This is a genomic window from Pseudarthrobacter sp. MOO14, assembly GCF_058267675.1.
In genome coordinates, this window is record NZ_CM177849.1 from 1585503 (window position 1) to 1610367 (window position 24865).

The following is a 24865-nucleotide window of genomic DNA, read 5'->3' on the forward strand; positions in this document are numbered from 1 at the left end:
CATGCCCTTTATGCGCCCCATCCGGCTTGCTGGCCGCCTGCGCGGTCCTCGTTGATCTGTTTCTGGTAGCCGCTGGCCTTGTAGGCAGCGATCGGGTCCGCGGGCAGGCCGCGGGATTCACGCCATTCAGCCAGGATGGGCCGGACGTCGGTGTAGAACGCATCGTTGAAGATGCCGTTCGCGGCCAGCACGTCGCCGGTGCGCTGTGCCTCGCCCAGGGCGGTGGTGTCCACCAGCAGGGCGCGGGCCGTCATCTCCTGGACGTTGAGGACCGAGCGGATCTGTCCCGGGATCTTCTCCTCCAGGTTGTGGCACTGGTCCAGCATGAGGGCGACGCCGGCCTCTTTCCCGAAACCGCCGCCACGGATCACCTCGTGCATGATGCGGAAGAGCTGGAACGGATCGGCGGCGCCCACGATCAGGTCGTCGTCGGCGTAGAAGCGCGAGTTGAAGTCGAAGGACCCCAGCTTGCCCAGGCGAAGCAGCTGCATCACGATGAACTCGATGTTGGTGCCGGGGGCATGGTGGCCGGTGTCCAGGCAGACGAACGCCTTCTCCCCAAGTGCCAGGGTCTGCGCGTAGGACGTGCCCCAGTCCGGGACATCGGTGTGGTAGAAAGCCGGTTCGAAGAACTTGTACTCCAGCACCAGCCGCTGTTCATCCCCCAGGGCCGCGTAGATTTCCTGCAGGGATTCGGCCAGCCGGTCCTGCCGGCCGCGGATATCGTCCTGGCCCGGGTAGTTGGTGCCGTCCGCCAACCAGATCTTCAGGTCGCGTGAGCCCGTAGCGTGCATGATCTGGATGCAGTCCAGGTGATGCTCGATGGCGCGGCGGCGCACCGACTCGTTGGAGGAGGTCAGGGAACCGAACTTGTACTCGTCATCCTGGAAGGTATTGGAGTTGATGGTGCCCAGCCCCACCCCCAGGCCGGCGGCGTAATCCTTCAGAGCTGCGTAATCGTCCACCTTGTCCCACGGGATGTGCAGGGCCACGGTGGGGGCCAGCCCGGTCAGTTCGTGGACTTTGGCGGCATCGGCCAGCTTTTCCTGGACCGTGCGCGGCGTGCCGGGCGTACCGAACACCTTGAACCGCGTGCCTGAATTTCCATAGGCCCACGAGGGGACCTCGATGGCAAGCTCCTCGAGCCTGCCCAGCGCCGTTGCTACGTCGTTCATGATGTTCTTTCCGGTGTGTGGTTCGTGTGGTTGTGGTGCCCCGCTGCTGGAGCCCTGTTGCTGTTGGTGCGAAAGTTGTGCGCGCAGGCGGTCAGCCTGCGGATGCGCTGGCCGCCAACTGGCTGTCAAGGTTGAAGACTTCCTCCAGCACGCGGAACCCCTCATCGGGCGACTGGCCGGAGTCTTCAAAGAGTGTTGCCATTTCCGCCTGCCACCTGGCGTTGACCTCCGTCAGGGCCATCCGGGCGCGGACGGCGTCGAAGTCGTCACATTCCACGTACCCCACCAGGAGCCCGTCGTCTCCCAGGAACAGCGAATAGTTGTGCCAGCCGGCTTCTTTGAGGGCGATCAGCATCTCCGGCCATACCGCTGCGTGCCGGCGGCGGTACTCGTCGATGAGCGCCGGCTGGACCGAGGAACGGAAACAGACCCTCATTGGTTCTCCTGTTCAAACCCGCGTTTTTTTGAATCGTTTCATTGTTACGATTCAAAGTACAGTTGAACCTGAGCAGGTGTCAAGCAATGGCAGAGAACTTTTGATCGTCCGCGCGGGACACCCGGCCGCGGACAGACCAGCACGGAGATTCGATGAACCGGACAGCAAGTATCAAGGACGTCGCCACCCACGCAAGCGTGGCCGTGGGAACGGTCTCGAACGTCCTGAACTACCCGGACCGGGTATCGGAGCGGACCAGGGAACGGGTCCTGCGGGCCATCGACGAGCTGGGCTTCGTCCGCAATGATGCCGCCCGCCAGCTCCGGGTTGGCCACAGCCGCACCATCGGCCTCATTGTCCTGGACGTGGGCAACCCCTTCTTCACCTCCGTGGTCCGCTCGGCCGAGGACGCCGCCGCCCTCCAGGGCAGCGCCGTGCTGCTCGGGGACAGCGGACACGACGCCGGCCGCGAAGCGAATTACATCGACCTCTTCCAGGAGCAGCGCGTTCAGGGCCTGCTGATTTCCCCGGTAGGCGATGTCACGGACCGGTTGGACCTCCTCCGCGAGCGCGGCGTCCCCACCGTCCTGGTGGACCGGCTGGCTGACGAATCCAAGTTCAGCTCCGTGGCAGTGGATGACGACGCAGGCGGTTACCTCGCAGCCCGGCACCTGCTGGACACCGGCCGCCGCCGGCTCGCCTTCGTGGGTGGCCCCACCTCCATCCGCCAGGTGGCGGACCGCCTCGAAGGCGCCCGCCGAGCCGTCAAGGAGGAACCGGACGCCACCTTGGAGGTGCTGGACTCGGAGGGCCAGACGGTCCTTGCCGGCCGAAGCGTGGGCGACATGCTGGTGCAGCGGGGCCGCGCGGAGCTGCCGGACGGAATTTTCTGCGCCAACGACCTCCTGGCCCTGGGCGTCATGCAGTCCCTCACCATGACGCACACCTTCCGCATCCCGGAGGATGTGGCATTGATTGGTTATGACGACATCGATTTTGCGATTTCCGCCGTGGTCCCCCTGTCCTCCATCCGCCAGCCCACCGAGTTGCTGGGGCGGACGGCGATCGAGCTGTTGTCCGAAGAAGTGGAATCCCAAAACCCTGTCCACCGGGCGGTTGTGTTCACGCCCGAGCTGGTGATACGGCAGAGCACGGCCGCGCCGGCAGCCGGCTGATCTGCGGGTCCGCTACTTGTCCTGCTGCAGCAGCCATTTCATGGACTCGGACCGGGACGTGAAGAAGCGCGTGGGGCACGGCGGAATGTGGACGCCCAGGAAAAAGTTGGCGATGATCCGGTCCACCGGGCTTGCCCCGAGCAGGGCGATGCGGTTGGCCGCGCACGGGATGGAGAAGACCCCGCGGGCTTCCCGGCTGACAGACTCCGTGGTGGCCATGTCCACCAGCATGGGGTAGCTGCCGTCGCCGGCGATGTCGTTGACCGTGGCCATTGCTGCCTGCGCATCGTGGACTTCGATCCGTACCTTGGGCTCCCAGATGAGATGGAGAATGCCGTCCGGGCCCAGCTCCACCGTCCCCTTGCCGCCGTCGACCAATACGGGTTCCATGTCCCGCCTCCCTCCAGTGGGCAGATGTACGCCTCCTATCTTGCCTCAGTGCGGAAGCGACCTAAACCTTCTCCACCAGCAGGTTGCGGTAGGCGGCGCGCAGCGGTGCCATCTGGCGGAATCCGATCCGGCCGCCGCCCAACACTTTGTCCGACGGATCGTGCCACTGAAAGAGCCTCAACCCGTTGATGGCGAACTCCACCCGTGGCCCTTCTTTCACGACGTTGAGGCGGTAGAAGCCGGCGGCGTCTTCCGTGGGCGGCAGCGGATCCGCGCCTTGGGCCACCAGTTCGAAGCCGGCACTCTTTCGGAGGTTGCACGTGCGGAAGGCGCGCTCGGACTGGTGTTTGTGCCGGAAGTAGGAAACGTGCAGTACATCGATGTCCCCCGAGTGGTACTGCGGGTAGTACCCGGTCCGGGGCGCGAGCGAAGGGCTGAAAAGGTCCAGCCCGCCCTGTCCGGCGGCCGCGAAGAACAGCATGGCCAGGCCCGGTTCGGCGAGCGGCAGGAAGTCCCAGCTGATGCGGATGCCGTCCGGAAACTCCTCGGGGCACCAAAAGGTCCAGTGCGCATGGTCGCCGAACTCGCCGTCATCCAGGGTGCCGGACAGCTCCAGGGCGCCGTTATGGCTGCCGAGGCCCAAGGGCCCTTCCGCCACCCAGCCGGCGACATCGTCCGGGCCTGCCAGCGGGTTGCTGTAGAGGACGCCCGTTGCCAAGCCCGCGGCGTCCACCTAGCCCTGTCCCGACGTCGTACCCAATGCCGGCTCAAGGACTCCGTATCCCAGCCGGCCAAGCTGCCGGGCCACCTCCCCGGCCACCAGCATGGCACCCTGCTGCGAGAAGTGGGTGTTGTCCGCCAGGCCACCGGGCCAGCGGGCGTGCTCACCGGGCGCGAAGTGGCAGAAGAGGTTCCGCGATCTGTCGCGCCCCAGCCGCAGGTACAGGTCCCGGGTCCAGGCGTTCAGGTCCACCACCGGCACGCCCAGTTCCAGGCCGAGTTCGCGGACCACCTCGGGGTAGTCCTCCAGGCTTGCCTCCAGGACAGCGCCCGACGCCGGGCCGTCGCCCTGGTGCCTGGCGTCGAGGAAGTGCCGCCGCTCCACCGAGGTGCACAGGAGCGGCGCGGCGCCGGCCCCGTGCACCTCGTCCACCATGGTGCGCAGGTTGGCCGCGTATCCGGTTCGCGCGGCGAGGTGCTGCTTCTTCTGGTCGTTGTGGCCGAACTGGATGAGCACCGCGTCGCCGGGCCCGGCCTCGGCCAGCAGGTCCGCCCAGAGCCCCTCGTCGCGAAAGGATTCCGTGCTTGCCCCGCCTTTGGCGAAGTTGTGCACCGAGCCCCACCGGTAGGTATGCGGCGGAAGTTGCGCTCCCCAACCGCTCATCGGGAACTCTTGGGTGGGGCAGTCGGCAACCGTGGAGTCGCCGGCCAGCAGGATTTTCATGGTGTGCTTCCTCCAGTACGGGGTCAGCCCTTGACGGAGCCGATGAGCATGCCCTTGGCAAAGTGCTTTTGCAGGAACGGATAGAAGATCAGGATGGGCAGGGTGGCCACCACGATCACCGCAAACTTGATGCCCTGTTCCGGCGGGATGTAGTTGGGGTCCACGTTGCCGGTGCCCAGGAGGTCCGAGGCGGCGGTGACCTGCCGCAGGTACATCTGCAGCGTCCACTTGGAGTTGTCGCTCAGGTACAGCAACGGGGACATGAAGTCGTTCCAGATCCCCACGGCGTAAAAGAGCGCGAACGTTGCGAGCACCGGCTTGGACAGCGGCAGCAGGATCCGCCAGAGGATGCCGATCTCGGTGGCGCCGTCCATCTTGGCCGATTCCTCAAGCTCGGCAGGGAGTTCCTGGAAGAAGTTCTTGATGATGATCAGGCTGAAGGGGTTGATGGCCGCCGGCAGGATCAGGGCCCAGTAAGAGTTGAGCAGGCCCAGGTCCTTGACCAGCAGGAAGGTGGGGATCATGCCGCCGGAGAAGACCATGGCGAAGACCACCAGCGACAGGATGACGTTCCTGCCACGCAGGCTTTTCTTGGCCAGCGGGTAGGCCATGGTCACGGTGAAGGCCAGCTGGACCAAGGTGCCCACGGCGGTGACCAGGATGGTGGTGACCAGGGCGCGGGTGAACGCCGGGGTGGCGAAGATGTACTCGTAGGAGCCCAGGGTGAATTTCTCGGGCCAGACGAAGAATGCCCGGCGGGTGATCTCCGCTTCGGTGGCGAAGGACCCGGCGAAGACGTAGACGAACGGCAGCAGGGTGATGATGCCGATCAGGGCAAGGAACACATAGTTGACGGCGTCGAAAACCCGGCCGCCGCGGGTGTTGTGGATTTTCATGGCTAGAACAGTCCGCTCTGGTTGAATCGTTTGGCCAGCCAGTTGGTGCCGAAGATCAGCACGATGCCCACCAGGGATTTGAACAGGCCCACTGCCGTGGAGTAGCTGTAGGCGCCCTGGGTGATGCCCACGAAATAGACGTAGGTGTCAAAGACGTCCGCCACCTCGCGGTTGAGGGCGTTGGTCATCAGGTAGATCTGTTCGAAGCCGGTGTTGAGCATCTGCCCGATGGCCAGGATCAGCATCACGATGATGGTGGACCGGATCGCGGGAAGCGTGATGTGCCAGACCCGGCGGAACCGGCCGGCGCCGTCGATGATGGCGGCCTCGTACTGGTCCTGGTCCACCGTGGCCAGGGCGGCCAGGAAGATGATGGTGCCCCAGCCGGTGTTCTTCCAGATGTCCTGCAGCACGATCAGGGGCCGGAACCACGCGGGATCGGACAGGAAATCGATGTTCGTGCCCATGACGTTGTTCAGGAACTGGAACAGCGGGCCGATGTCCAGGGCGAACAGCAGGAAGCTCAGGGACGCCACGATGGTCCAGGACAGGAAGTGCGGGATGTACACCAGGGTCTGGACCGTGCGCTTGAGGACGGACAGGCGTACCTCATTGAGCAGCAGGGCCAGGACGATGGTCAGCGGGAACGCGATGCCCAGGTTCAGGAAAGCCAGGATCAGGGTGTTGCCCAACAGCCGGGGAAAATCCGGGTTGGCAAAGAAATCCGTGAAGTTCTGCACTCCCACCCAGGGGCTGCCGTTTACCCCCAGGAACGGGACGTAATCCTTGAACGCGATGGATACGCCATACATGGGGGCGTACCGGAACACCGCGAAGTACACCACGCCTGGCAGCAGCAGCAGGTACAACCACTTGTAGTGCGCGAAATGGACGGAAAACCTGCCGTTCTTCCGTTCCCGCACGGGCGGCCGGTTGGCCGCCCGTGCCTCAGCCTCGACAACGGGGGCTGCCATTTACTTGTTGTCCTGCCAGAGCTTGTTGATCTCTTCCTTAACCTTGTCGCCGCCGCTGGTGTTCCACAGCTTGATGGCGTCCTTGAGCCCCTGCTCATCGATCTGGCCCGCCAGGTACTTGATCCGGGCATCGGCCACGATGTTGTCCAGCTGGGCCCCCTTGGCCACATAGGTGGCGGAAACGTAAGGCGCTGCCGGGTTGTAGACGGCGCTCTTGAGGTCCTCCGCCATGACGTCGGTGCGCTTGTCGAAGACCTGCTGCTCGTAGTCGCTGGCCTGCTTGACCGGGTAGAACTGGTTGCCGGCAACGTTCATGCCCAGCTGGGCGTAGCTCTTGATGTCCGTGGTGACGGCCTTGCTTGCGTCCGTTTCCGGCTTGACCGGAGCGGCCTTGCCGTCCACCACCGTGAAGTTGACGCCCTCAATGCCGTTGTTCAGCAGGATGCCGGCATCCTTGCCGTTCAGGGTGTTCAGGAATTCCAGGACCTTGTCCAGTTCGGCTTCCGTCCGGACACTGGCTTTCGGGACGGCCAGGAAGCCGGAGTAGCCGTCGGTGGGGTGGGCGTGCAGCTTGCCGTCGGGGCCTTCGAGGTTGCCCACGAAGCCCACTTTGTTCTGGAAGTTGTTGGGATCTGCCTGCTTGAAGAGATTGATGAGGACGCTGACCCGGGAATCGACGTCCACGATGATGCCGCCCTTGCCGTTGAAGAATGGTTCATTCCATTTGGTGCTGTCGAACGTGGCGAAGTCGGGGTTGATGAGCTTCTCATCCACCATCTTCTTGATGAAGCGGTCCGCTTGGAGGAACTCGTCGGTCTCGAAGCTGGGTACCAGCTTTCCGTCCCGCTCGGTCCAGCGGTTGCCGGCCCCGAACCATTCCTCGATGACGTCGTAGGGGCTGTTGCTTCCCAGCGCGCCCCATTTGGGAATCGTGATGCCGTAGGTGTCATTCTTGCCGTTGCCGTCCGGGTCCTGCTCGGTGAACGCCTTGGCCACCTTGTAGAGGTCCTCCACGGTCTTGGGCGGCTGCAGGCCCAGCTTGTCCAGCCAGTCCTGCCGGAACATGACCGCGGTCCGCATCGGGGCGCGGCCGCGGAAGATGCCGTAGACCTTGCCGTTGACGCTGGCGTTCTGCTGGATGTCCGGGTAGGTGGTCTTGAGGTTGGGGTACTTGTCCAGCTTGCCGGTGAGGTCCCAGAAGGCACCGGCCTGGGCGTTCTTGACGAACCCGGGGCTCTTGCCCTGGATCACCATGACCTGCGGGATGTCCGATCCTGCCAAGGTGATGTTGGTCTTGTCCTCGTAGGAGGCGTTGGGAGCCCAGTTGATCTTTACCTGCTTGCCGGTGATCTCCTCCAGCTTCTTTTGCACTGCGCCGTCCGCGCCGGGCGGCTGCGCCTCGAGGAAGGGCGCCATGATGGACACCGAGGTGGGGTCGGCGGCCGGGGCGTCACCTCCGCTGCAGGCCGTGAGGGACAGGGCAGCGGCGGTGACGACGGCGGCGGCCAGGGAAAGTTTCCTGCGGATCATATTTTTCCTTTTCCACTTCATTGGGGTTCATTGGGCCTTAGGGCCAGTATTGATACGTTTCATTTAGAAGCCGGGCATGGCCTGGCCGCACCCGGGAGGAGGGCGGTCAGGCGGTGGAGGCTCCCTGCAGGGCGGCCCGGCCGTCCGGTTCCACTGCCAGCGCTTCGGCTACCGATTCGTCATTCGCGGTGAAGAAGCGGTCGCAGAGCCAGCCGGTCAGGAAGAGCCAGGCTCCGATGCTGAAGAACGGAATCAGGCCCGGGAGCGCCGCGCTGGCGTACGCCGCGGCGGCGGTGACGAACAGCAGGATGACGGTTCCCGCAAGATGCCGCACGGCAAAGCGCGACGACGTCAGCAAGTACTGCCGCAGCGGCAGTTCGTAGCGGGCATACAGGGGAAACACGTAGCACGCTGCGCCGGCCAGGAAGATTGCGGCAACAAAGATGCCTGCCGCCATGAGCTGCGCGAAGAGCCCGCGCCCCGCCGAAAAGTAGTTCCAGTTCAGGGCAAGAGCAACGGAGACGGCCATGACCGGCAGTGCAAGGATGTTCGCGCGGCCAAAATTCCTGGTGTATCCGGCAGCAAATCCGCGCACCAGCGGAGCCGCCTCCCCCCGGGCCCGCTTGCGCACCAGGATCTGCGCCGCGGCCGTGGCCGGCCCGGCACCAAGGATGCCGCCACCCATCAGGGTGAACACGATCCACAGCAGGTTCAGGCCCGCAATCCATGCGAGCGTGTCAAAGAATGAATAGGCACGCGCACTGAAGGTCCCGGACAGCATGGCTGGGCTCCCTTCTGTTCTCCATCGTTGCAGAGGCGAAGCGGAAAGTGTCCCGCATCACGCTGGTAATCGGTTTCTCGAAAATCTAGACCCGCACCGGCATCTCGGTCAAGTGAATTTTTGAATCGTTACATAGCTGGACTGGCAATGCCTCCATGCCGCACACTGAACGGTGGAAAGCGCTTGCTGACAGATGGCGGGCGCTACAGGCTGGTGCCCGGACGGGCAGGACGGAGAACCATGGGAACGGCAACGGAAGCGGCCGGCAAGGGCGCCGGAACCGCCCCGGGGACTGCGGCGCGGGTGGCACTGGTGGGCGTGCACGGCTTTGGCACCCATCACCTCCGGAACCTTGAACGCCTGCAGGCGGCAGGCGCCGTCGAGCTGGTGGCGGTTGCCGATCCGCAGCCGCCCGCCCCAGGTGCCGTGCCGCCGTCGGCCGCCATCCACCCCGGGCTCGACGAGCTCCTCCAGGCCGCCGGGGACCTCGACCTGGTCATCGTGGCCACCCCCATCCAAACGCACGCCCCGCTGGCCCTGGCTGCCCTTGCCACGGACGCGGAGCTGTACTTGGAAAAACCCCCCGTCGCGTCCCTTGCCGATTTCAACCGGCTGTGTGCCGCGGCGGAGGATTCCGGGCGCGGTGTCCAGATCGGGTTCCAAAGCCTCGGTTCGCACGCCCTGCGGGCCATCGAGGAACTGCTCGCGGCCGGCACCATCGGCACCTTGGAGGGCATCTCGGCCACCGGCCGCTGGGTCCGGGACCGGGCCTACTACAAACGCTCGCGCTGGGCCGGGAAACGCAGCATCAACGGCGTGGACGTGGTGGACGGCGTCGCCACCAATCCGTTGGCGCATGCCGTGGCAACCGCCCTCCGGATTGCCGGGGCGCGCACCACCGCTGACATCGCATCCGTGGAGACCGAGCTGTACCGGGCCAACGACATCGAATCGGATGACACCTCCGTGATCCGGATCCGCACCACTCCAGGCCTGCCCATCACCTGCGCGCTGACCATCTGCGCGTCCGAATCCGTTGAGCCCTGCGTGACCCTGCAGGGCTCGGCCGGCACCGCCGTGTTCCACTACACCGAGGACCGGCTCAGCATTGAAACCGCAGCCGGGCGCAGCGAAAAGACGTATGGCCGCGATGACCTCACCGAGAACCTGCTGGCCCACCGCGCCACCGGCGTTCCGCTCACCAGCAGCCTGCTGGACAGCGGAGCCTTCATGCTGGTGCTGGAAGCGGTCCGGACGGCGCCGCTGCCCTCCCCCATCGATCCCGCCCACGTCCGGTGGGAGGGCGACGGCGACTCAGCCCACGCCGTCGTAACAGGTATTGAGGCCGCGCTGGAACGTGCGGGCCGGGAGCACGCCACCTTCAGCGAGCTGGGACTCCCCTGGGCCGTGTCCGCCCCGGCCACCTTTGATATTCCGGCTTCCTGATGGGCGGCCAGTTCCGCGACGCCGGTCACCTGCACGCAGCCAACCTGCTGACGGACGGGCTTTCCGCCTGCCTGGCTGCTTCGCCGGCCCCCGCGTTCAGCTGGCAGCTGGCCCAGGGCGACGGCGACGATCCCGCCCTGGCACAGCAGACCGGCTACGAGGTTGAGGTCCGGGACACCCGGGGCGCGCTGGTGTGGGGCTCGGGTCCGGTAGCTTCCGCATCCCAGCGCGGCGTGCCCTATGGCGGCCCCGCCCTGGCGGACGACTCGGACTTCGCCTGGCGCGTGCGCATCCATGATGCTGCCGGCAGGGCGGGCTCCTGGTCTTCCCCGCACCCCTTCAGCACCGGCCTGACGGACGCGTCCTGGCAAGCCGGCTGGATCAGCCGGGCCCCGGGCGGGCGCGCCCCGCTGGAAATCCACAACCGCGCCCTGCGGGTGGCAGGCTCGCCGTTCCTGCCTGTGCCGTGCCCCGCCGTCCGCAGCGTCCGGATCCAGGCCCGGCTCCGGCCCGTCATGGGCAAAGCCGGCATGATCCTGCGGAGCAGCGGACCCGGGACGGGCGTGCTGCTCGAACTGGGCCCGGCCGGAGAACTGGTACTCCGCCGCACTCCGGACTGGGAAATCCCCTCCCCCGCCGCCCCGGATTCCGAGGTCCTGGGAACCGCCGCACCGGCAGGAGACCGGCAACCTGGTCCCGGATCGTGGCAGGACCTGGATATCAGCGACGACGGGCTGACCATCCGGGTGTCGCTGGGCGGAACGGAACTGCTGGTGGTTGACGTACCGGCATCCGCGGACAGCGGCGAAAGGGCCGCCCTGCACCAGGGACCCCGGAGCCAGGCGGAGTATGCGCGGCTCAAAATCACCGGGGAGGTTCCCGGCCGTTCCGGAACCATCCTGCTGGACCACCGTTTTGACGCCGCCGAGGACGACGCGCTTGCGTCCTTGGCACAATGGGACCGCACCACCGGACACCGGCAGCCCGACGAGTGGACCCTGTTCCGGGGCACCATGGCGCTGGACGGGACGGTCCGGCGGGCCAGGCTCTTCGTGGCGGCACACCACCACGCGCAGGTTTCGGTGGCCGGAACGCCCTGCCTCGGCACCACCTCGTTCGGCTACCCCGGCGAGGGGTATTTCGATGCCGCCGACGTCACCGGGGTCCTGGCGGCACATCCGGCCGGTACGCCCGTGCCGGTGACAGCCCTCCTCCACTGGTACGGTCCGGGCCAGGGCCGCGCCGCAGGTGTTCCCGGCCTGTTGGTCAGGCTGAGTGTTGATTACGACGACGGACGGCGCGGCGTCCTTGTCTCGGGCCCTGGCTGGCGTGCCGGCGAGGCCCCGTACCGCCAGTCGGGCTACCGCAATGACGAGGGCGACCCCGTGGAGCACCTGGATGGCGAGGCCGCAGCGTCCCTGGACATCACCGAAGACCTTCCTGCCGCCATCAGCGCCGGCCGGCACCCGACGTCGGACTTTCCCCGGCTGCACGCCCGCCGGACGTTCCTGGGCGGGGAGTTCGTGGCACCGCGGCGGTTCCTTGCCGCGGAGGACGGCACCTTGGTGGCGGACTTCGGGCGCGTCATCCCGGCCCGGCCCGAGGTGGACTTCCTGGCCGGCGTCCCGGGGCGCACGGTCATGCTCCGGGCCGGCTACGTCCTGCGCCCGGACGGCAGGGTGGATGCCGGAAAGACCCCCAGCCAGAACACGGACATGTCCTTCCCCTACACCCAAACCGCCGGGCCACAGCAGTTCCGGGCCTCCGTCCACCTCGGCTTCCGCTACCTGGAACTGCCGGGCGTGGAGGCGGCGGACGTGTCACGCGTCGGCGCCACCACGGTCTACGGCAGCCACCCCGGCGAGGGCAGCTTCACCAGTTCCGACCCCGTCCTGGACGAGGTCGTCGGGCTGCTGCGCGATTCTGCGCTCTACGGTGTCCAGGAGCAGTTCGTGGATACTCCCACCCGGGAAAAAGGCCAGTTCCTGGCCGACGCCGCCAACATTTCCTACGCCACCATGGCGTTCTTCGGCGAACACGCCTACACGGCGCAGGCACTGCGGGAATTCGCCTGGTCAGCCCGCCGCTACTGGAACACCGGGGCGGACAAGGGCCGGTACAACGCCGTCTATCCCAACGGCGACGGCAAGCGCGACATCCCCGATTTCTCCCTGATGATGCCGGAGTGGGCGGAGGAGTACCACCTGCGCTCCGGAGACCTGGGCCTGGTCCGCGAACTGCTCCCCCACCTGTGCGACACGGCCGACTACGCGCTGCGCTGCATTCCGGCGGAAGGCCCGACGGCGGGACTGGTCACCAGGCTGGGCGGCGGCTCGGGCCCCTACCTGCACGGCATCGTGGACTGGCCCGCACCCGGCCGGTTCGGCTACGACATGGAGTGCGCGGCCAAGACCACCGTCAACGCCCAGGCCTACTCGGCGCTGGTGTCAACGGCACGGCTCTGCAACACGGCCGGCAAGGAAGACGCCGCCGTCCGCTACGCCACGGCAGCCCGTGCGCTGGCCGGCGCCATCCGCGGCCGGCTGCGCGTCGGCGGGGTCATGGTGGACGGGCTCCATGAGGACGGGACACCCAGTTCCCACGCCTCCCAGCACGCCACGTCCTTCCCGCTCTCACTGGGCATCACGGACCCCGGCCACGCGGAAGCCGATGCCGCCCGGATCGCCGGAATGGGCATGCGGCAGGGCCCCATGACGGTGCACCGGCTGGTCCGTGCCCTGGTGCGCCAGGGCCGCATGGACGCCGTCCTGGACCTCCTCACCGCCAAAGACCAGCCCGGCTGGGCACGGCTCCTGGACCGCGGAGCCACCTTCACCTGGGAAGCCTGGGACCTGGCCGAGGGGACCGACTACAGCCAGTCGCACGCCTGGTCCGCGTCCGTGCTCAAGGAGATCCTCGAGCACCTGCTCGGCATCCGGTACGCCGTCCCCGGCGGCACCGCGGTGGTGATCGAACCGCCGCTGTGCCGCTTGGAGCACGCCCGCGGCAGTATCCCGGTGGACAACGGATACGTACAGGCGAGCTGGCGCAGGCGCGGTGGTTCGGTGGAGCTGGAGTGCACGGTTCCACCGGGCACCACTGCCACCGTGAGGCTGCCCGCCGGCACCTACGGGGTCAAAGGGCCCACTGCGGATGCCGCCCCGGTACCTTCCGCCCCGTTGGGCACCGCGGACGGCGCCGCCAGGGAATTCCGCGTGCACACCGGCACCTGGATCTTTACGCCCCGGTAGTTGCCACTGGAGGACGGGTGCGCCGCCCGTGCCGCCAGAGCAAGAGGCCGATGACCATGGCGGACAGCATGCCCAGGCAGCCGGTGGCCACCAGGCCCGCCCGGACTCCGAACTGCTCGGTCAGCCAGCCGGCCAGGAGGCCACCGAGCGCATGTCCGCCCAGCAGGAGCGGAAGGTACAGGGCCATGACGCGGCCGCGGATGGCGGGACCGGCCTCGAGCTGGACGGCGGTGGCGGCACTGGTGAGGAACAGCAGCGTCATCATGCCCACCACCACCAGCATGGCGATGAAGAGGCCGACGGTGGGCATGAGCGCCGCCAGCAGCTGGGACAGGCCGAAAAGGCCGGCCGAAGCCACAATGCCTTTCCGGCCCATGGTGCCAAGCCGGGCGGCCAGGAGCGCCCCGGCCAGGGCGCCGACGGCGCTGACGGTGTTGAACAGGCCGAAGCCTTCCACGCCGTTGTGCCACACCCGTTCGGCGAACGCCGCCAGGACCACCGGCCCGTTCATCCCGAAGGCGCCCAGCAGGCCGGCGAGGAGAATAAGGAGGAGCAGCCGTGGCCGTTCGCGGACATAGTGGAGGCCGGCAAGCACCTGGCCCCGGCCGCGTCCGGCGCGCGGGCCAGGATGCAGCTCGTTGGTCCGAATGGCCGTGATCAGGCCCAGGACACCCATGCCGATCAGCGCGTTGGCGGCAAAGGCCGCCGCCGGTCCGGCCTGGGCGATGAGCAGCCCGCCCAACGCCGGGCCGGCCATGCCGCCCAGTTGGGACAGCGCATTGTTCAGTCCGATGGCCGGCCGCAGCGCGGCGTCTCCCACCACTTCATTGACGAACACCTGCCTGGTGGGCTGGTCCACCGCCGCAATGATGCCCAAGGCGACGCAGCTGGCGTACACCACCCATACCTTCAGGGTGCCGCTCGCGGCCCAGGCAGCGAGGCCAATGCCCAGCAGCACGATGACGGACTGGCATACCATCATGATCCGGCGCTTGGGAAAGAGGTCCACTACCAGCCCGGCCAGCGGGCCCACCACCAGCATGGGCAGGAACTGCAGGGCGACGGCGGCGCCCACCGCTGCGGGGCTTCCGGTCAGCTGCAGCACCAGCCAGTCCTGGGCCAGGCGCTGCATCCACACCCCCAGGCTGCCGGCCAGCTGCATGCCCAGGAACAGCCGGTAGTTGTGCTGCGTCAGCGGGTGGTACCACCGGGGTTGGCCGGGCCCGGGGCGGCCGCTTTGACCGGTACGGGCGCGGTGTTCGGTTCGGGCGCGGCGCAACGGCACAGCTAGCGTCGGGGCCGGCCGGACCGCAGTTTTACTGCCGCCGCGGCGAGGATGAGGGTGCCGGGGACCACCACGAAGAGCGCCGCGAGCATCCAGACGAACACCACGGCGCAGAACAGCGCGGCCGCGAGCAGCAGCGAACCGGTCCAGTCGCGCAGGGTCATTGCCTGCCCGGCCTGGAGGGCCGTGCGCCAGGAGTCCCCTGCGGTGGCGCGTTGGCCGGTTGCGTCGGTCCAGGCCGAGGCGGCGCGGAGCAGCACGATCGCCGCTCCGGCCGCCAGGATCAGGGTGGCTGGCAGCACCACTCCACGGCCCGGCAGTTGCCCCACCCAGGCGAGCAGGAGGTTGAGGACAATCACGACGGTGGCTGCCGCCATCGTCAGGCCCAGCTTCCAGCTGCCGGGCAGGGCCGCCCTGAAGAGGCGCCAGAGTCCGCGGACCGAATCATCCCGGCCGGCCAGGTGCCGTTCCAGGTGGGCGATGCCGGCCGCGTAGGCGGCCGGGAGGGTTACCAGCGGGACGGACAGCACCAGCACCAGCAGGCCTGCCAGGAGGGTTTCGGAGAACAGGGCAAACCGGTTCACCGGGATGGGCTCGTGGCCGGAAACGTGGGTGGTGCTGTCCATGGCGCTCATTTTTCTCTCCGTTGACCGTTAGCCCTTGAGGCCCTGGGTGGAAACGCCCTCGACGATGTACCGCTGGAAGATCAGGAAGAAGATCAGCACGGGGAGCAGGGCCAGGACGGACATGGCGATCATGGCGCCGTAGTCCGAGGACTGGGTTTGGTCCACAAAGAGGCGCAGTGCCAGGGGCAACGGGTACTTGTCGGGGGTGTTCAGGTAGAGCAGCGGGCCCAGGAAGTCGTTCCAGCTCCAGATGAAGGAGAAGATCGAGGTGGAGATCAGGGCCGGTTTCATCAGGGGCAGCATGATGGAGGTGAAGATCCGGACGTGCCCTGCGCCGTCGATGCGGGCTGCTTCGTCGAGTTCGGCGGGCAGGTTGCGCATGAACTGCACCATCAGGAACACGAAGAACGCGTCTCCGGCGAGGAACTTGCCGATGAGCAGGGGGACATAGGTGTCCACCAGACCGAGCTGCTGGAAAATGATGTACTGCGGGATGATCACCACGTGGAACGGCAGCAGCAAGGTGGCGATCATCATGCCGAAGAACACGCTGCGGCCCGGGAATTTGATCCGGGCGAAGGCGTAGGCGGACACGCTCGCTGAGAGGATGGTGCCGACGACGGCGCCGATGGCCAGGATCAGCGAGTTGGTGAAGAACTGCAGGGTGGAGACCCCGCCGATGCCGTCCATCGCGGTGGCGAAGTTGTCAAAGCTGAAGTTGCTGGACCACAGCGAGATGTTCTGGCCGCCGATTTCCGAGTTGGGTTTGAACGCGGAGGCGATCATCCACAGGGCGGGGTAGAGCACCACGCAGGTCAGCAGGAGGGCTGCGGCGTGGAAGATGGTGCTCTTGGCGCGTTTGGCGGTGGTGGATTCGGACTTCGGGTTGTAGGCCGGGGCGGTGGCGCCCGGGGCCGGTTGGACGGGGGTTGCCGTGGTTGTCATTTTGCATCACCGCTGTAGTGGACCCAGGACTTGGAAGTGCGGAAGAAGATCAGCGTGATGATGCCGACCACGATCACCAGCAGCCAGGCCATGGCCGAGGCGTAGCCCATCCGGAAGTCGCTGAAGCCGCGCAGGTACAGGTAAAGGGTGTAGAAGAGGGTGGAGCCGGCGGGGCCGCCGTCACCGTTGGAGATGATGTAGGCCGACGCGAAGATCTGGAACGCGTGGATGGTTTCCATCAGGAGGTTGAAGAAGATCACCGGCGAGAGCATGGGCCAGGTGATGTTGAAGAACTTCCGCACCGGACCGGCACCGTCCATCGATGCCGCCTCGTAGAGTTCGCCCGGGATCTGTTTCAGGCCGGCCAGGAAGATCACCATCGGGGCGCCGAACTGCCACACGGTCAGCAGGATCATCATGGGCATGGTCATGGACGGATTTCCCACCCAGCCGCCGATGTTGATCCCGAAGAAGGACAGGCCCTGGTCCACCGGCCCGGAATCGCCGAACATGGCCTTCCAGACGATCGCGATGGACACCGAGGCCCCGATCAGGGACGGGGCGTAGAACGCCGACCGGTAGAAGCCCTGGCCGCGGCGCTTGCTGTTCAGCAGCATCGCCACCGCCAGGGCCGCGGCGAGCTTGAGCGGGGTGCCGAAGACCACATAGGAGAGGGTCACGCCCACGGACTGCAGGAAGCGCTCGTCCTGGAAGAGGGTGGCGTAGTTGTCGAAGCCGATCCACTTGGGCGGCTCGAACAGGTTGTAGTTGGTGAACGAGAGGTACAGGGAGGAGATCATCGGCCCGACCGTCAGGGCGATGAACCCCAGCAGCCAGGGCAGCAGGAAGGTGTAACCGGCGCGGGCATCCGCCCCGCGCTGCCGCGACTTGCGCGGCAACGCGGTACCGGAGTGCCCCTGGCGCCTGCTCAGGGTTGGGCTTTGAGTCACGAGTTCAATCCGTCAGTCGTGAACACTCGATCAGGCACTGGCCGGATCAGGCGTTCTGCTTGATGAGGTCTTCGGCTTCCTTGAACCACGCGTCGACGGCACCGTCAACGGTGAGCTTGCCGTAGTTGAGGTCGGAGGCAATCCGGCCGAACGATGCTTCCAGAGTGCCGAACCCGACGATCGGCGGCTCGGGTGCGTCCTTGAGGTACTGCTCGATGGACTTCTCGTAATCCACCACCAGCTTGTCGGCGCCATCGAACGTGGTGCCGTCGCGCTGGGTCTTGGAGGCCGGAACGCCGCGGGAGGTCTTGAAGATCTGGCCCACCTCGGGATCGTTGACCATGAAATCGATGAAGCGTGCGGCCGCGTCCTTGAACTTGGTCTTGGCGCTGGCCACCATCAGCATGGACGGCTTCAGGAACAGGCCCAGGTTGTTCGGGTCATCCGAGGGCACCGGTACCAGCTTGAGTTGCTTGGCGCCGCTGTCAGCCAGGTATCCGGCCATGAAGTTGTCCCAGGTGACCTCGGCGGCACTGACGTTGGAGCCGAACGGGGACTTGGGCTTGAGCTGGGTTACCCTGTCTTCCGGCACGAGGGCCTGGGTTCCGCGCAGCTTCGAGTTGAGGTTCCACCAGGTCTTCAGGTCGTCCTTGCTGAATCCCAGCTTCCCGTCGCTGGTGAAGGCCTGGATGTTCTTCTGGCGGAGCCAGATGTTGAACTGCCACCAGACACCGGTGAAGTCCGTGGAGCCGAAGAGGGTGCCGTTGCCCTTGTCCCCAACTTCCTTCAGGAACGCCTGGAATTCGGACCAGGTCCATTTGCCGGTGGGTTCGGCGATGCCCAGGGAGGCCAGCTTGGCAGGATCATAGTAGACCGCGAAGGCGTTGGTGCTGGTGGGGATGCCGTAGGTCTTGCCCTTGATCTGGCCGGACGGCAGGAGTGATTTCTCGAACGCGGAGGTATCGATCTTCACCGTGCCCAGGTCCAGGAGCTGGTTGCGCTGGCCGTAATCGCGCAGGTAGGACAGGTCCCACTGCATCACGTCGGGCAGGCCGCCGCCGGCCGCTTCGGTGGCACGCTTCTGCCAGTAGCCCGCGAAATCCGTGAAGTTGCCGTTGACCTTGATGTCCGGGTTCTTTGACTCGAACAGGGCGATGGCCTTGCGGGTCCGCTCGGCGCGGTCGTCGTTGCCCCACCAGGTGTAGTTGATGGTCACGGGTTTTTCAGCGGATCCGGTCTGGCCGGATGAGCTGCCTCCGTTCCCGCAGGCTGCCAGGGCTGCGGCAGATGCGGTGCCGATGGCCACGGTTGTGAGGAAATGCCTTCTGTTGATCACGGGAGCCTCCTTGCTCTTTGGGTGCCTGCCTTGGCTCGGTCTACAACGTAAGTAGTGAGCTGGCTAACATGGCGTCTGAAACGATACAATAGCTGCATTCGGATTAATGGGCAAGCGTTTTCCGAGCCGCCAGGCAAGCGTTTTCCAAGAAAGCGTTTCCTCATTGCAAACCCCGTCTCACAGTTGACAAAGGAGTCCCATGACACAGCAGGAAAGCCCCGGCCCGTCCAAAGTGTGGAGCAACATTGGGGGCATCGCTTTCGGAGGCGACTACAACCCCGAGCAATGGCCCGCCAGTGTCCGCCTGGAGGATCTGGACCTCATGCAGGAAGCGGGCGTGAATTTCCTCAGCGTCGGCATTTTCTCCTGGGCCCTGCTGGAACCCGTCGAAGGGCACTACGAGTTCGGCTGGCTGGACGAAGTACTGGACAACCTCGCCGGGATCGGCGTGAAAGTGGCCCTGGCCACCGCCACCGCCGCACCTCCGGCCTGGCTGGTGCGCAAACACCCGGAGATCCTGCCGGTCACGGCCGACGGGACCGTGCTGGGACCGGGCTCACGGCGGCACTACACGCCGTCGTCGGCCGTGTACCGCCGCTACGCCGCCGGGATCACCCGCGCACTCGCCGAACGCTACAAGGACCACCCCGCGCTGGCACTGTGGCATGTGGACAACGAACTGGGCTGCCACGTCTCGGAGTTCTACGGCGAAGAGGACGCAGCCGCCTTCCGCACCTGGCTTGAACGCCGGTACGGGAGCATCGCTGCCTTGAACGCTTCCTGGGGCACGGCATTCTGGTCCCAGAACTACGGCTCCTTCGAGGAAATCCTGCCGCCCGCCGTCGCACCGTCCACCCTGAACCCGGGCCAGCAACTGGACTTCCAGCGGTTCAGCTCGTGGGCGCTGATGGACTACTACCGGGAGCTGGTGGCCGTCCTTCGCGAGGTGACCCCGGACATCCCCTGCACCACCAACCTGATGGCCTCAAGTGCCACCAAATCCATGGACTACTTCAGCTGGGCCAAAGACCTGGACGTCATCGCCAACGACCACTACCTCGTGGCCGCGGACCCGGAACGCCACCTGGAACTCGCGTTCAGCGCGGACCTCACGCGCGGCATTGCTGGCGGTGACCCGTGGATCCTGATGGAACATTCGACGTCGGCGGTCAACTGGCAGCCGCGCAACCAACCCAAGATGCCCGGCGAGATGCTGCGCAATTCGCTGGCCCACGTGGCCCGCGGGGCGGACGCCGTGATGTTCTTCCAGTGGCGGCAAAGCTTTGCGGGGTCGGAGAAGTTCCACTCCGCCATGGTGCCGCACGGGGGACGGGAGACGCGGGTGTGGCGTGAGGTGGTGGAGCTTGGCGCGGCCCTGCAGCGCCTCGAACCCGTGCGCGGTTCGCGGGTCCAGTCGCGCGCCGCCATTGTCTTCGACTACGAGGCCTGGTGGGCCAGCGAGATCGACTCCAAACCGAGCGTCGACGTGAAGTACCTGGACCTGCTGAGGGCGTTTCACCGGTCGCTGGTCCTGCGCGGAGTCTCCGTGGACCTGGTGCATCCGTCGGCGTCACTTGACGGCTACGACCTGGTGCTGGCGTGCACCCTGTACGCGGTGTCCGATGAGGACGCCGCCACCATCGCCGCCGCGGCTTCGCGCGGGGCCACGGTCCTGGTCAGCTATTTCAGCGGCATCGTGGACACTCAGGACCATGTGCTGCTCGGCGGCTACCCGGGCGCGTTCCGCGATCTCCTGGGCGTCCGGGTGGAGGAGTTTTATCCGCTGCTGGCCGGAGCCCAGCTCAAGTTGAGCGACGGGACCACTTCTTCCATCTGGAGCGAGCATGTCCACCTTGCCGGCGCCGAGGTGGTGCAAACCTTTACCGAATACCCGCTGGAGGGGGTTCCCTCCCTGACCCGGCGGCCTGTTGGGCCAGGCGCGGCCTGGTACCTGGCCACCTTCCCGGACGCCAACGGCATCGAAGCCCTGGTTGACAAGCTGCTGGCCGAATCGGGCGTTTCGCCCGTCGCCGCTGCCGATCCCGGGGTGGAACTGGTGCGGCGCCTGTCCGCCGACGGGCGCAGCTTCCTGTTCGCCATCAACCACACGAGGGCGGATGCCGCCGTCTCAGCCACTGGCCAGGACCTGCTGACCGGCGACCCCTTCCCGGGCACCGTTCCTGCCGGCGGCGTCGCGGTGGTGGCGGAGGGCCAGGCAAAGCCCTAAGGACGGCCGACGGCGGCACCGGCTTGGGTGCCGCCGTCCACGGAACGCTCAGTCCCGTTAAAAGTGGACTGCGCCTTAAACACCTCCGCCCCGGAAAGGAACCATCGGTTCCCGCCGGGGCGGAGCTGCCACCCGCCGTCGGACGCCTCGGGCGGGGAGGCGTCCACCCGTGTTGTCCGGAGCCGTGTTGGCGGTGTGAAGATCAGCTGCTGATGGCGGACTTCATCTCGTCCGTGGCCTTCTTTCCCGCGTCGGCCGGGGACAAGCGGTCAAACAGGACTTCCGAGGTGTAGCGCTTGATGATTTCCTGGATCGCTCCCGCACCCTTTGGCGGCGGCGCCGGGGCTTCGCCGAGTTCGCCTTTGATCTGATCGATGAAGGTGACCACCTTGACGTCTGCCGGGGTCAGTTTGGGCTGGATGGCTGCCCGGACATCAGCGTTGGGATACACACCACGATCCGCCAGGAGCGCTTCACCGGCTTTGACGTTGTTGGTCAGGAAGTTGATGAACTTGGCCGTTTCCTGCGGGTGCTTGGTGCGCGAGGAAGCGGACCAGAACTGCGAGGCTTTGTACCAAAGCTCCGCATCGGCTGCCGATCCCGTCTTGGTGGGGAACCGCAGGATCTTGAGGTCTCCGCCGCTGGCCTTCTCCAGGGCTGGCGCCTGGTTGGACCACCAGAACGCCATGGCGTTCTTGCCGGTCGCCAGGCCGCTCTGGTCAAGGGGCGCAGCCTCAGCCTCGACCACCTCCGATGCGGAAGGCACCGCCTTCTTCTGGCTCAGCTCCTTCAGGAACGCCCACCATTCGGCGATGTCACCGGACTCGAAGCCCAGCTTGCCGTCGGATGTGTAGAGGGACTTGCCGTCCTGCCGGAGCCAGACGCCCAAGGAGGCCTCATCCGTTCCGTACGCTGCCGCGCCGTAGGTGCCCTTGGGCGACTTCGCGGTGATCTCGGCGGCGATCCGGCCGAAATCGTCCCAGGTCCATTTGGTGTCATCCGGCAGCGGAACTCCGGCGGCCTGGAAGACTGCGGGATTGGCCAGGATGGTGGCGGCGTTGATGCCGGCCGCGATGCCCGTCAGGCCCTTCTGGCTCTTGCCTGCATTCAGGGCCGCCTCATCCAGCTTGGAGGTGTCGATGTCGTACTTGGACAGATCCAGGAGGGCGCCGCGGCTGGAGTACTCGGTGATGTATTTCTCGTCCATCTGGATGATGTCCGGGGCGTCGTTGGCGGCCACCTGGGTGGCGAGCTTGTCCCAGTAACCGCTCCAGTCGCCGAATTCGGGTTTGATCTTGATTTTGGGGTTTTCGGCTTCGAACTGCTTGATGGCTTCCTGCGTCAGCTGGGCGCGCTTGTCGCCGCCCCACCAGGAGAAGCGAAGCTCAACGGTTCCGTCGGCGCTCTGCGGAGCTGCTCCACCGCCGCAGGCACTGAGGGCCATGACAGCGGCGACTGCGGCTGCGACAGCACCCGCTGTACGGGTTCGGCGCGATGAGCGTGACGGTGGTGCCCCTGCCGGCTGCTTGGCAGCGGATGCAGGACGGGGAAAAAGCGGCACTGTGTAACTCCGATCTTCTTTGATCCAGGTGCGGTGATGTTGGGGGTGGCCGGGGGCGTAGCCGTCGAGGTTTCGAAGAGGGCCTCAGGCCGTGAAAGCGCTTTCTGCATCTAATACTACAAGTCTATAACTTGTATTACAAGGTGTTCGGCGAAGTGCATCCGCCCCCGTGACGCGCGAACGGCCCGCCGCTGGCGACGGGCCGTTCAAAACAGGTGGTGCAGGGGGTGCGTGGCGCCGGGTGCGGCCCGGCGTTACTTGATGCCCGTGGTGGCGATGCCCTTGATCAGGAACCGCTGGCCGAACAGGAACACCAGGAAGACCGGGAGCAGGGACACGATGGACATGGCGAACAAGGATCCCCAGCTGGTGGCGGACTGCGAGTCGACGAACGCACGCAGTGCCACGGGAACGGTGAACATATCCGGGTCCGTGAGGTAGATCAGGGCGCCGAAGAAGTCGTTCCAGGTCCAGATGAAGGTGAAGATCGTGGTGGTGGCCAGGGCCGGCACCATCAGCGGCAGGATCACGCGAAGGAAGATGCGCGGATGGCCGGCTCCGTCGATCCTCGCGGCCTCGTCAAGCTCCTTGGGGATGCCGCGGATGAACTGCACCATGAGGAAGACGAAGAACGCATCCGTGGCAAGCAGCTTGGGAACGATCAGCGGCCAGAAAGTGTTCACCCAGCCGATCTGCGAGAACAGGATGTACTGCGGCACGATCACCACGTGGAACGGGAGCATGATGGTCAGCAGCATGATGCCGAAGAACAGCTTCTTGGCGGTGAACTGCAGCCGCGCGAACGCGTAGGCAGCCATCGAGCATGAGACCAGGTTGCCCAGGATCGAGCCGATCACCACAATCGCGGAGTTGATCATGTAGTGGCCGAACGGGTGCGTCAGGGCCGACCATCCGGAGGTGTAGTTGCTCATTTCCAGGCTGTTCAGCCACAGGCCCGGTTCACGGAAGATCAGGTCATTCGGCCGCAGCGAGGAGACCACCATCCACAGGAGCGGATAGATCATCAGCCCGCCGGCCAGGATCAGGATCCCGTGCTTCATCAGCGATTTACCGCGCTGGGCCCTGCTGAAGGCCAGCGTTCCCCGGGACTCGCGGACCCTGGGCTTGCGGTTCGTAGGCTTGCCGGCGCCCCCGGACTTCTTCTCCGGGGTGGGCAGCGTCTCAAGCTTAGTCGTCATAGAAAACCCAATACTTAGAAGCGATGAAGTTGATGGCGGTGAAGACGCCGATGATAAGCAGCAGCACCCACGCCATGGCTGAGGCGTAGCCCATGTCGAACTGGCCGAAGCCCTTTTGGTAGAGGTACAACGTAAAGAACATCGTTGAGTCCGAAGGTCCGCCGTTGCCGCCGGAGACGATGAACGCCTGGGTGAAGGACTGGAACGAACCGATGATCTGCAGGACCAGGTTGAAGAAGATGATCGGGCTGAGCATCGGCATGGTGATCCGCCAGAACTGCTGGAGCGTGGTGGCACCATCCACCCTGGCCGCCTCGTAGTACATGTTGGGGATCTGGCGCAGGCCCGCGAGGAAGATGATCATCGGAGCGCCAAAGGTCCAGACGTGCAGCAGGATGATCGATCCCAGGGCCGTGCTGGGATCCGAGATCCAGCCGGGACCCTGAATGCCGAACATGGCCAGGACCTGGTTCACCAGGCCGGTGGTGCCGAAGATCTGCTTCCACAGGATGGCGACGGCGACCGAACCGCCCAGCAGCGACGGCAAGTAGAACACGGAACGGTAGAACGGAAGGCCGCGGAGCCCCTTGTCCAGGACGAGCGCGATCAGCAGTGCCACGGCCAGCTGCAGTGGAACACCCACCAGGACGTAGGTGAACGTAACCCGCAACGAGTTGTGCAGCCGGGCGTCGCTGAGCATCCTGGTGAAGTTGTCCAGCCCCGTCCACTCGGGCGGCTGCAGCAGGTTGTAGTCCGTAAACGAAAGGTAGAGGGACATCAACATGGGGCCGATGGTGATGGCCACCAAACCCACCAGCCACGGGAGCAGGAAAATGTAGGCGGCCTTGTTGTCCCGCCTGTTGGCCTTCTTCTCCTCAGCGGTGGCTTTGCCCTTCCGCCGGCTCAACGAAGACAGTTCGCTGATGGCGCTCACGGTTGCTGCTCCATCACGGACAGCAGGCAAGCGTCGGCCGGCAGCGGGGCCGGACGGCGCGTCCTGGGAATATGCTTTGCGGCCATGTGGTCTCCTTTGGTCATCGTGGCCTCCACGTTTCGGTCATCGCCAGGCGATGGGGGTTCGGGACTCCCTTCGCGGGCCCGCTGCATGCCCGTCAGGGCTGGAGCGGTTCCGCCCGCCGGGAGCGTCGTTCTAGAAAGCGGCTCCGTACCAAAGTAAACGGTTTCTTGACTCCTGTACAGCCCTTTGTTAGTTTTTGAGAAAACGTTTTCTGTTGCAT

21 protein-coding genes are annotated in these 24865 nt (G+C 65.8%); 4 read left to right on the plus strand and 17 right to left on the minus strand.

Going from position 1 to position 24865, the window contains the following annotated elements:
- Window positions 1–8 precede the first annotated feature (8 nt).
- Both rhaI and AC4EEV_RS07515 read right to left on the minus strand, forming a co-directional pair.
- Window positions 9–1175 carry an L-rhamnose isomerase gene (rhaI, locus tag AC4EEV_RS07510; RefSeq protein ID WP_109045193.1) on the minus strand — a complete coding sequence of 389 codons (1167 nt, stop codon included), beginning with the start codon at window positions 1173–1175 and terminating at the stop codon, window positions 9–11.
- 91 nt (window positions 1176–1266) lie between these two features.
- Window positions 1267–1611 (minus strand): L-rhamnose mutarotase, encoded by a 345-nt coding sequence (locus AC4EEV_RS07515; protein WP_109045192.1) that lies wholly within the window; start codon window positions 1609–1611, stop codon window positions 1267–1269.
- A gap of 152 nt (window positions 1612–1763) precedes the next feature.
- On the opposite strand from AC4EEV_RS07515, the gene AC4EEV_RS07520 reads away from it, so the two are divergent.
- On the plus strand, window positions 1764–2786 hold the full coding sequence (locus AC4EEV_RS07520; RefSeq protein ID WP_285319537.1) for a LacI family DNA-binding transcriptional regulator: 1023 nt from the start codon (window positions 1764–1766) through the stop codon (window positions 2784–2786).
- 12 nt (window positions 2787–2798) lie between these two features.
- Here AC4EEV_RS07520 and AC4EEV_RS07525 read toward each other — a convergent pair whose 3' ends face one another.
- The 7 genes from AC4EEV_RS07525 to AC4EEV_RS07555 form a co-directional block, all read right to left on the minus strand.
- On the minus strand, window positions 2799–3176 hold the full coding sequence (locus AC4EEV_RS07525) for a DUF7793 family protein (protein ID WP_109045191.1): 378 nt from the start codon (window positions 3174–3176) through the stop codon (window positions 2799–2801).
- A 61-nt stretch (window positions 3177–3237) separates the two neighbouring features.
- Window positions 3238–3894 carry a DUF1961 family protein gene (locus AC4EEV_RS07530; protein WP_243835309.1) on the minus strand — a complete coding sequence of 219 codons (657 nt, stop codon included), beginning with the start codon at window positions 3892–3894 and terminating at the stop codon, window positions 3238–3240.
- A 15-nt stretch (window positions 3895–3909) separates the two neighbouring features.
- Window positions 3910–4620 (minus strand): rhamnogalacturonan acetylesterase, encoded by a 711-nt coding sequence (locus AC4EEV_RS07535; RefSeq protein ID WP_018761790.1) that lies wholly within the window; start codon window positions 4618–4620, stop codon window positions 3910–3912.
- A 23-nt stretch (window positions 4621–4643) separates the two neighbouring features.
- Complete coding sequence (locus AC4EEV_RS07540; RefSeq protein ID WP_018761791.1) at window positions 4644–5516, minus strand: carbohydrate ABC transporter permease; 873 nt, start codon at window positions 5514–5516, stop codon at window positions 4644–4646.
- 2 nt (window positions 5517–5518) lie between these two features.
- Window positions 5519–6490, minus strand: coding sequence for an ABC transporter permease (locus AC4EEV_RS07545; RefSeq protein ID WP_018761792.1), 972 nt, complete (start codon window positions 6488–6490; stop codon window positions 5519–5521).
- Window positions 6491–8020, minus strand: a complete 1530-nt coding sequence (locus AC4EEV_RS07550) for an extracellular solute-binding protein (RefSeq protein ID WP_491330563.1) — start codon at window positions 8018–8020, stop codon at window positions 6491–6493. It abuts the gene before it with no gap.
- Window positions 8021–8126: 106 nt separating this feature from the next.
- Window positions 8127–8801, minus strand: coding sequence for a YesL family protein (locus tag AC4EEV_RS07555; protein WP_109045188.1), 675 nt, complete (start codon window positions 8799–8801; stop codon window positions 8127–8129).
- A gap of 240 nt (window positions 8802–9041) precedes the next feature.
- Here AC4EEV_RS07555 and AC4EEV_RS07560 point away from each other — a divergent pair, with 240 nt between their 5' ends.
- The gene (locus AC4EEV_RS07560; protein WP_018761795.1) at window positions 9042–10247 is read left to right on the plus strand and encodes a Gfo/Idh/MocA family protein; all 1206 of its coding nucleotides are present in this window, start codon (window positions 9042–9044) and stop codon (window positions 10245–10247) included.
- Complete coding sequence (locus tag AC4EEV_RS07565; protein WP_491330564.1) at window positions 10247–13498, plus strand: family 78 glycoside hydrolase catalytic domain; 3252 nt, start codon at window positions 10247–10249, stop codon at window positions 13496–13498. Before AC4EEV_RS07560 ends, AC4EEV_RS07565 begins: the two co-directional genes overlap by 1 nt.
- Here the strand turns inward: AC4EEV_RS07565 and AC4EEV_RS07570 are convergent.
- The 5 genes from AC4EEV_RS07570 to AC4EEV_RS07590 form a co-directional block, all read right to left on the minus strand.
- Window positions 13485–14660 carry an MFS transporter gene (locus AC4EEV_RS07570; protein WP_491330859.1) on the minus strand — a complete coding sequence of 392 codons (1176 nt, stop codon included), beginning with the start codon at window positions 14658–14660 and terminating at the stop codon, window positions 13485–13487. The genes AC4EEV_RS07565 and AC4EEV_RS07570 overlap by 14 nt on opposite strands.
- A 125-nt stretch (window positions 14661–14785) precedes the next feature.
- Complete coding sequence (locus AC4EEV_RS07575; RefSeq protein WP_491330565.1) at window positions 14786–15418, minus strand: Poxvirus protein I5; 633 nt, start codon at window positions 15416–15418, stop codon at window positions 14786–14788.
- 18 nt (window positions 15419–15436) lie between these two features.
- Window positions 15437–16354, minus strand: coding sequence for a carbohydrate ABC transporter permease (locus AC4EEV_RS07580; RefSeq protein WP_491330566.1), 918 nt, complete (start codon window positions 16352–16354; stop codon window positions 15437–15439).
- Window positions 16351–17304 carry a carbohydrate ABC transporter permease gene (locus tag AC4EEV_RS07585; protein WP_026264595.1) on the minus strand — a complete coding sequence of 318 codons (954 nt, stop codon included), beginning with the start codon at window positions 17302–17304 and terminating at the stop codon, window positions 16351–16353. The genes AC4EEV_RS07580 and AC4EEV_RS07585 overlap by 4 nt, the downstream gene beginning before the upstream one ends.
- A 46-nt stretch (window positions 17305–17350) precedes the next feature.
- Window positions 17351–18640 (minus strand): ABC transporter substrate-binding protein, encoded by a 1290-nt coding sequence (locus tag AC4EEV_RS07590; protein ID WP_491330567.1) that lies wholly within the window; start codon window positions 18638–18640, stop codon window positions 17351–17353.
- Window positions 18641–18839: 199 nt separating this feature from the next.
- Here AC4EEV_RS07590 and AC4EEV_RS07595 point away from each other — a divergent pair, with 199 nt between their 5' ends.
- Window positions 18840–20867 carry a beta-galactosidase gene (locus AC4EEV_RS07595; protein ID WP_491330568.1) on the plus strand — a complete coding sequence of 676 codons (2028 nt, stop codon included), beginning with the start codon at window positions 18840–18842 and terminating at the stop codon, window positions 20865–20867.
- A gap of 202 nt (window positions 20868–21069) precedes the next feature.
- On the opposite strand, the gene AC4EEV_RS07600 is transcribed toward AC4EEV_RS07595, so the two are convergent.
- The 3 genes from AC4EEV_RS07600 to AC4EEV_RS07610 form a co-directional block, all read right to left on the minus strand.
- The gene (locus AC4EEV_RS07600; protein ID WP_026264596.1) at window positions 21070–22428 is read right to left on the minus strand and encodes an ABC transporter substrate-binding protein; all 1359 of its coding nucleotides are present in this window, start codon (window positions 22426–22428) and stop codon (window positions 21070–21072) included.
- Between the two features lie 254 nt (window positions 22429–22682).
- Window positions 22683–23627 carry a carbohydrate ABC transporter permease gene (locus tag AC4EEV_RS07605; protein ID WP_018761805.1) on the minus strand — a complete coding sequence of 315 codons (945 nt, stop codon included), beginning with the start codon at window positions 23625–23627 and terminating at the stop codon, window positions 22683–22685.
- Entirely contained in the window at window positions 23617–24561 is a 945-nt protein-coding gene (locus tag AC4EEV_RS07610; protein WP_018761806.1) for a carbohydrate ABC transporter permease, read from the minus strand. Before AC4EEV_RS07610 ends, AC4EEV_RS07605 begins: the two co-directional genes overlap by 11 nt.
- Window positions 24562–24865 lie beyond the last annotated feature (304 nt).

What these genes read in the sequence shown, in the direction of transcription:
- AC4EEV_RS07595 (WP_491330568.1), top strand. Translation starts at nt 18,840, where the DNA reads ATGACACAGCAGGAAAGCCCCGGCCCGTCCAAAGTGTGGAGCAACATT.
- AC4EEV_RS07525 (WP_109045191.1), bottom strand. Translation starts at nt 3,176, where the DNA reads ATGGAACCCGTATTGGTCGACGGCGGCAAGGGGACGGTGGAGCTGGGC.
- AC4EEV_RS07540 (WP_018761791.1), bottom strand. Translation starts at nt 5,516, where the DNA reads ATGAAAATCCACAACACCCGCGGCGGCCGGGTTTTCGACGCCGTCAAC.
- AC4EEV_RS07580 (WP_491330566.1), bottom strand. Translation starts at nt 16,354, where the DNA reads ATGACAACCACGGCAACCCCCGTCCAACCGGCCCCGGGCGCCACCGCC.
- AC4EEV_RS07570 (WP_491330859.1), bottom strand. Translation starts at nt 14,660, where the DNA reads ATGCAGCTGGCCGGCAGCCTGGGGGTGTGGATGCAGCGCCTGGCCCAG.
- AC4EEV_RS07565 (WP_491330564.1), top strand. Translation starts at nt 10,247, where the DNA reads ATGGGCGGCCAGTTCCGCGACGCCGGTCACCTGCACGCAGCCAACCTG.
- AC4EEV_RS07550 (WP_491330563.1), bottom strand. Translation starts at nt 8,020, where the DNA reads ATGATCCGCAGGAAACTTTCCCTGGCCGCCGCCGTCGTCACCGCCGCT.
- AC4EEV_RS07535 (WP_018761790.1), bottom strand. Translation starts at nt 4,620, where the DNA reads ATGAAAATCCTGCTGGCCGGCGACTCCACGGTTGCCGACTGCCCCACC.
- AC4EEV_RS07575 (WP_491330565.1), bottom strand. Translation starts at nt 15,418, where the DNA reads ATGAGCGCCATGGACAGCACCACCCACGTTTCCGGCCACGAGCCCATC.
- rhaI (WP_109045193.1), bottom strand. Translation starts at nt 1,175, where the DNA reads ATGAACGACGTAGCAACGGCGCTGGGCAGGCTCGAGGAGCTTGCCATC.
- AC4EEV_RS07545 (WP_018761792.1), bottom strand. Translation starts at nt 6,490, where the DNA reads ATGGCAGCCCCCGTTGTCGAGGCTGAGGCACGGGCGGCCAACCGGCCG.
- AC4EEV_RS07605 (WP_018761805.1), bottom strand. Translation starts at nt 23,627, where the DNA reads ATGACGACTAAGCTTGAGACGCTGCCCACCCCGGAGAAGAAGTCCGGG.
- AC4EEV_RS07560 (WP_018761795.1), top strand. Translation starts at nt 9,042, where the DNA reads ATGGGAACGGCAACGGAAGCGGCCGGCAAGGGCGCCGGAACCGCCCCG.
- AC4EEV_RS07515 (WP_109045192.1), bottom strand. Translation starts at nt 1,611, where the DNA reads ATGAGGGTCTGTTTCCGTTCCTCGGTCCAGCCGGCGCTCATCGACGAG.
- AC4EEV_RS07520 (WP_285319537.1), top strand. Translation starts at nt 1,764, where the DNA reads ATGAACCGGACAGCAAGTATCAAGGACGTCGCCACCCACGCAAGCGTG.
- AC4EEV_RS07555 (WP_109045188.1), bottom strand. Translation starts at nt 8,801, where the DNA reads ATGCTGTCCGGGACCTTCAGTGCGCGTGCCTATTCATTCTTTGACACG.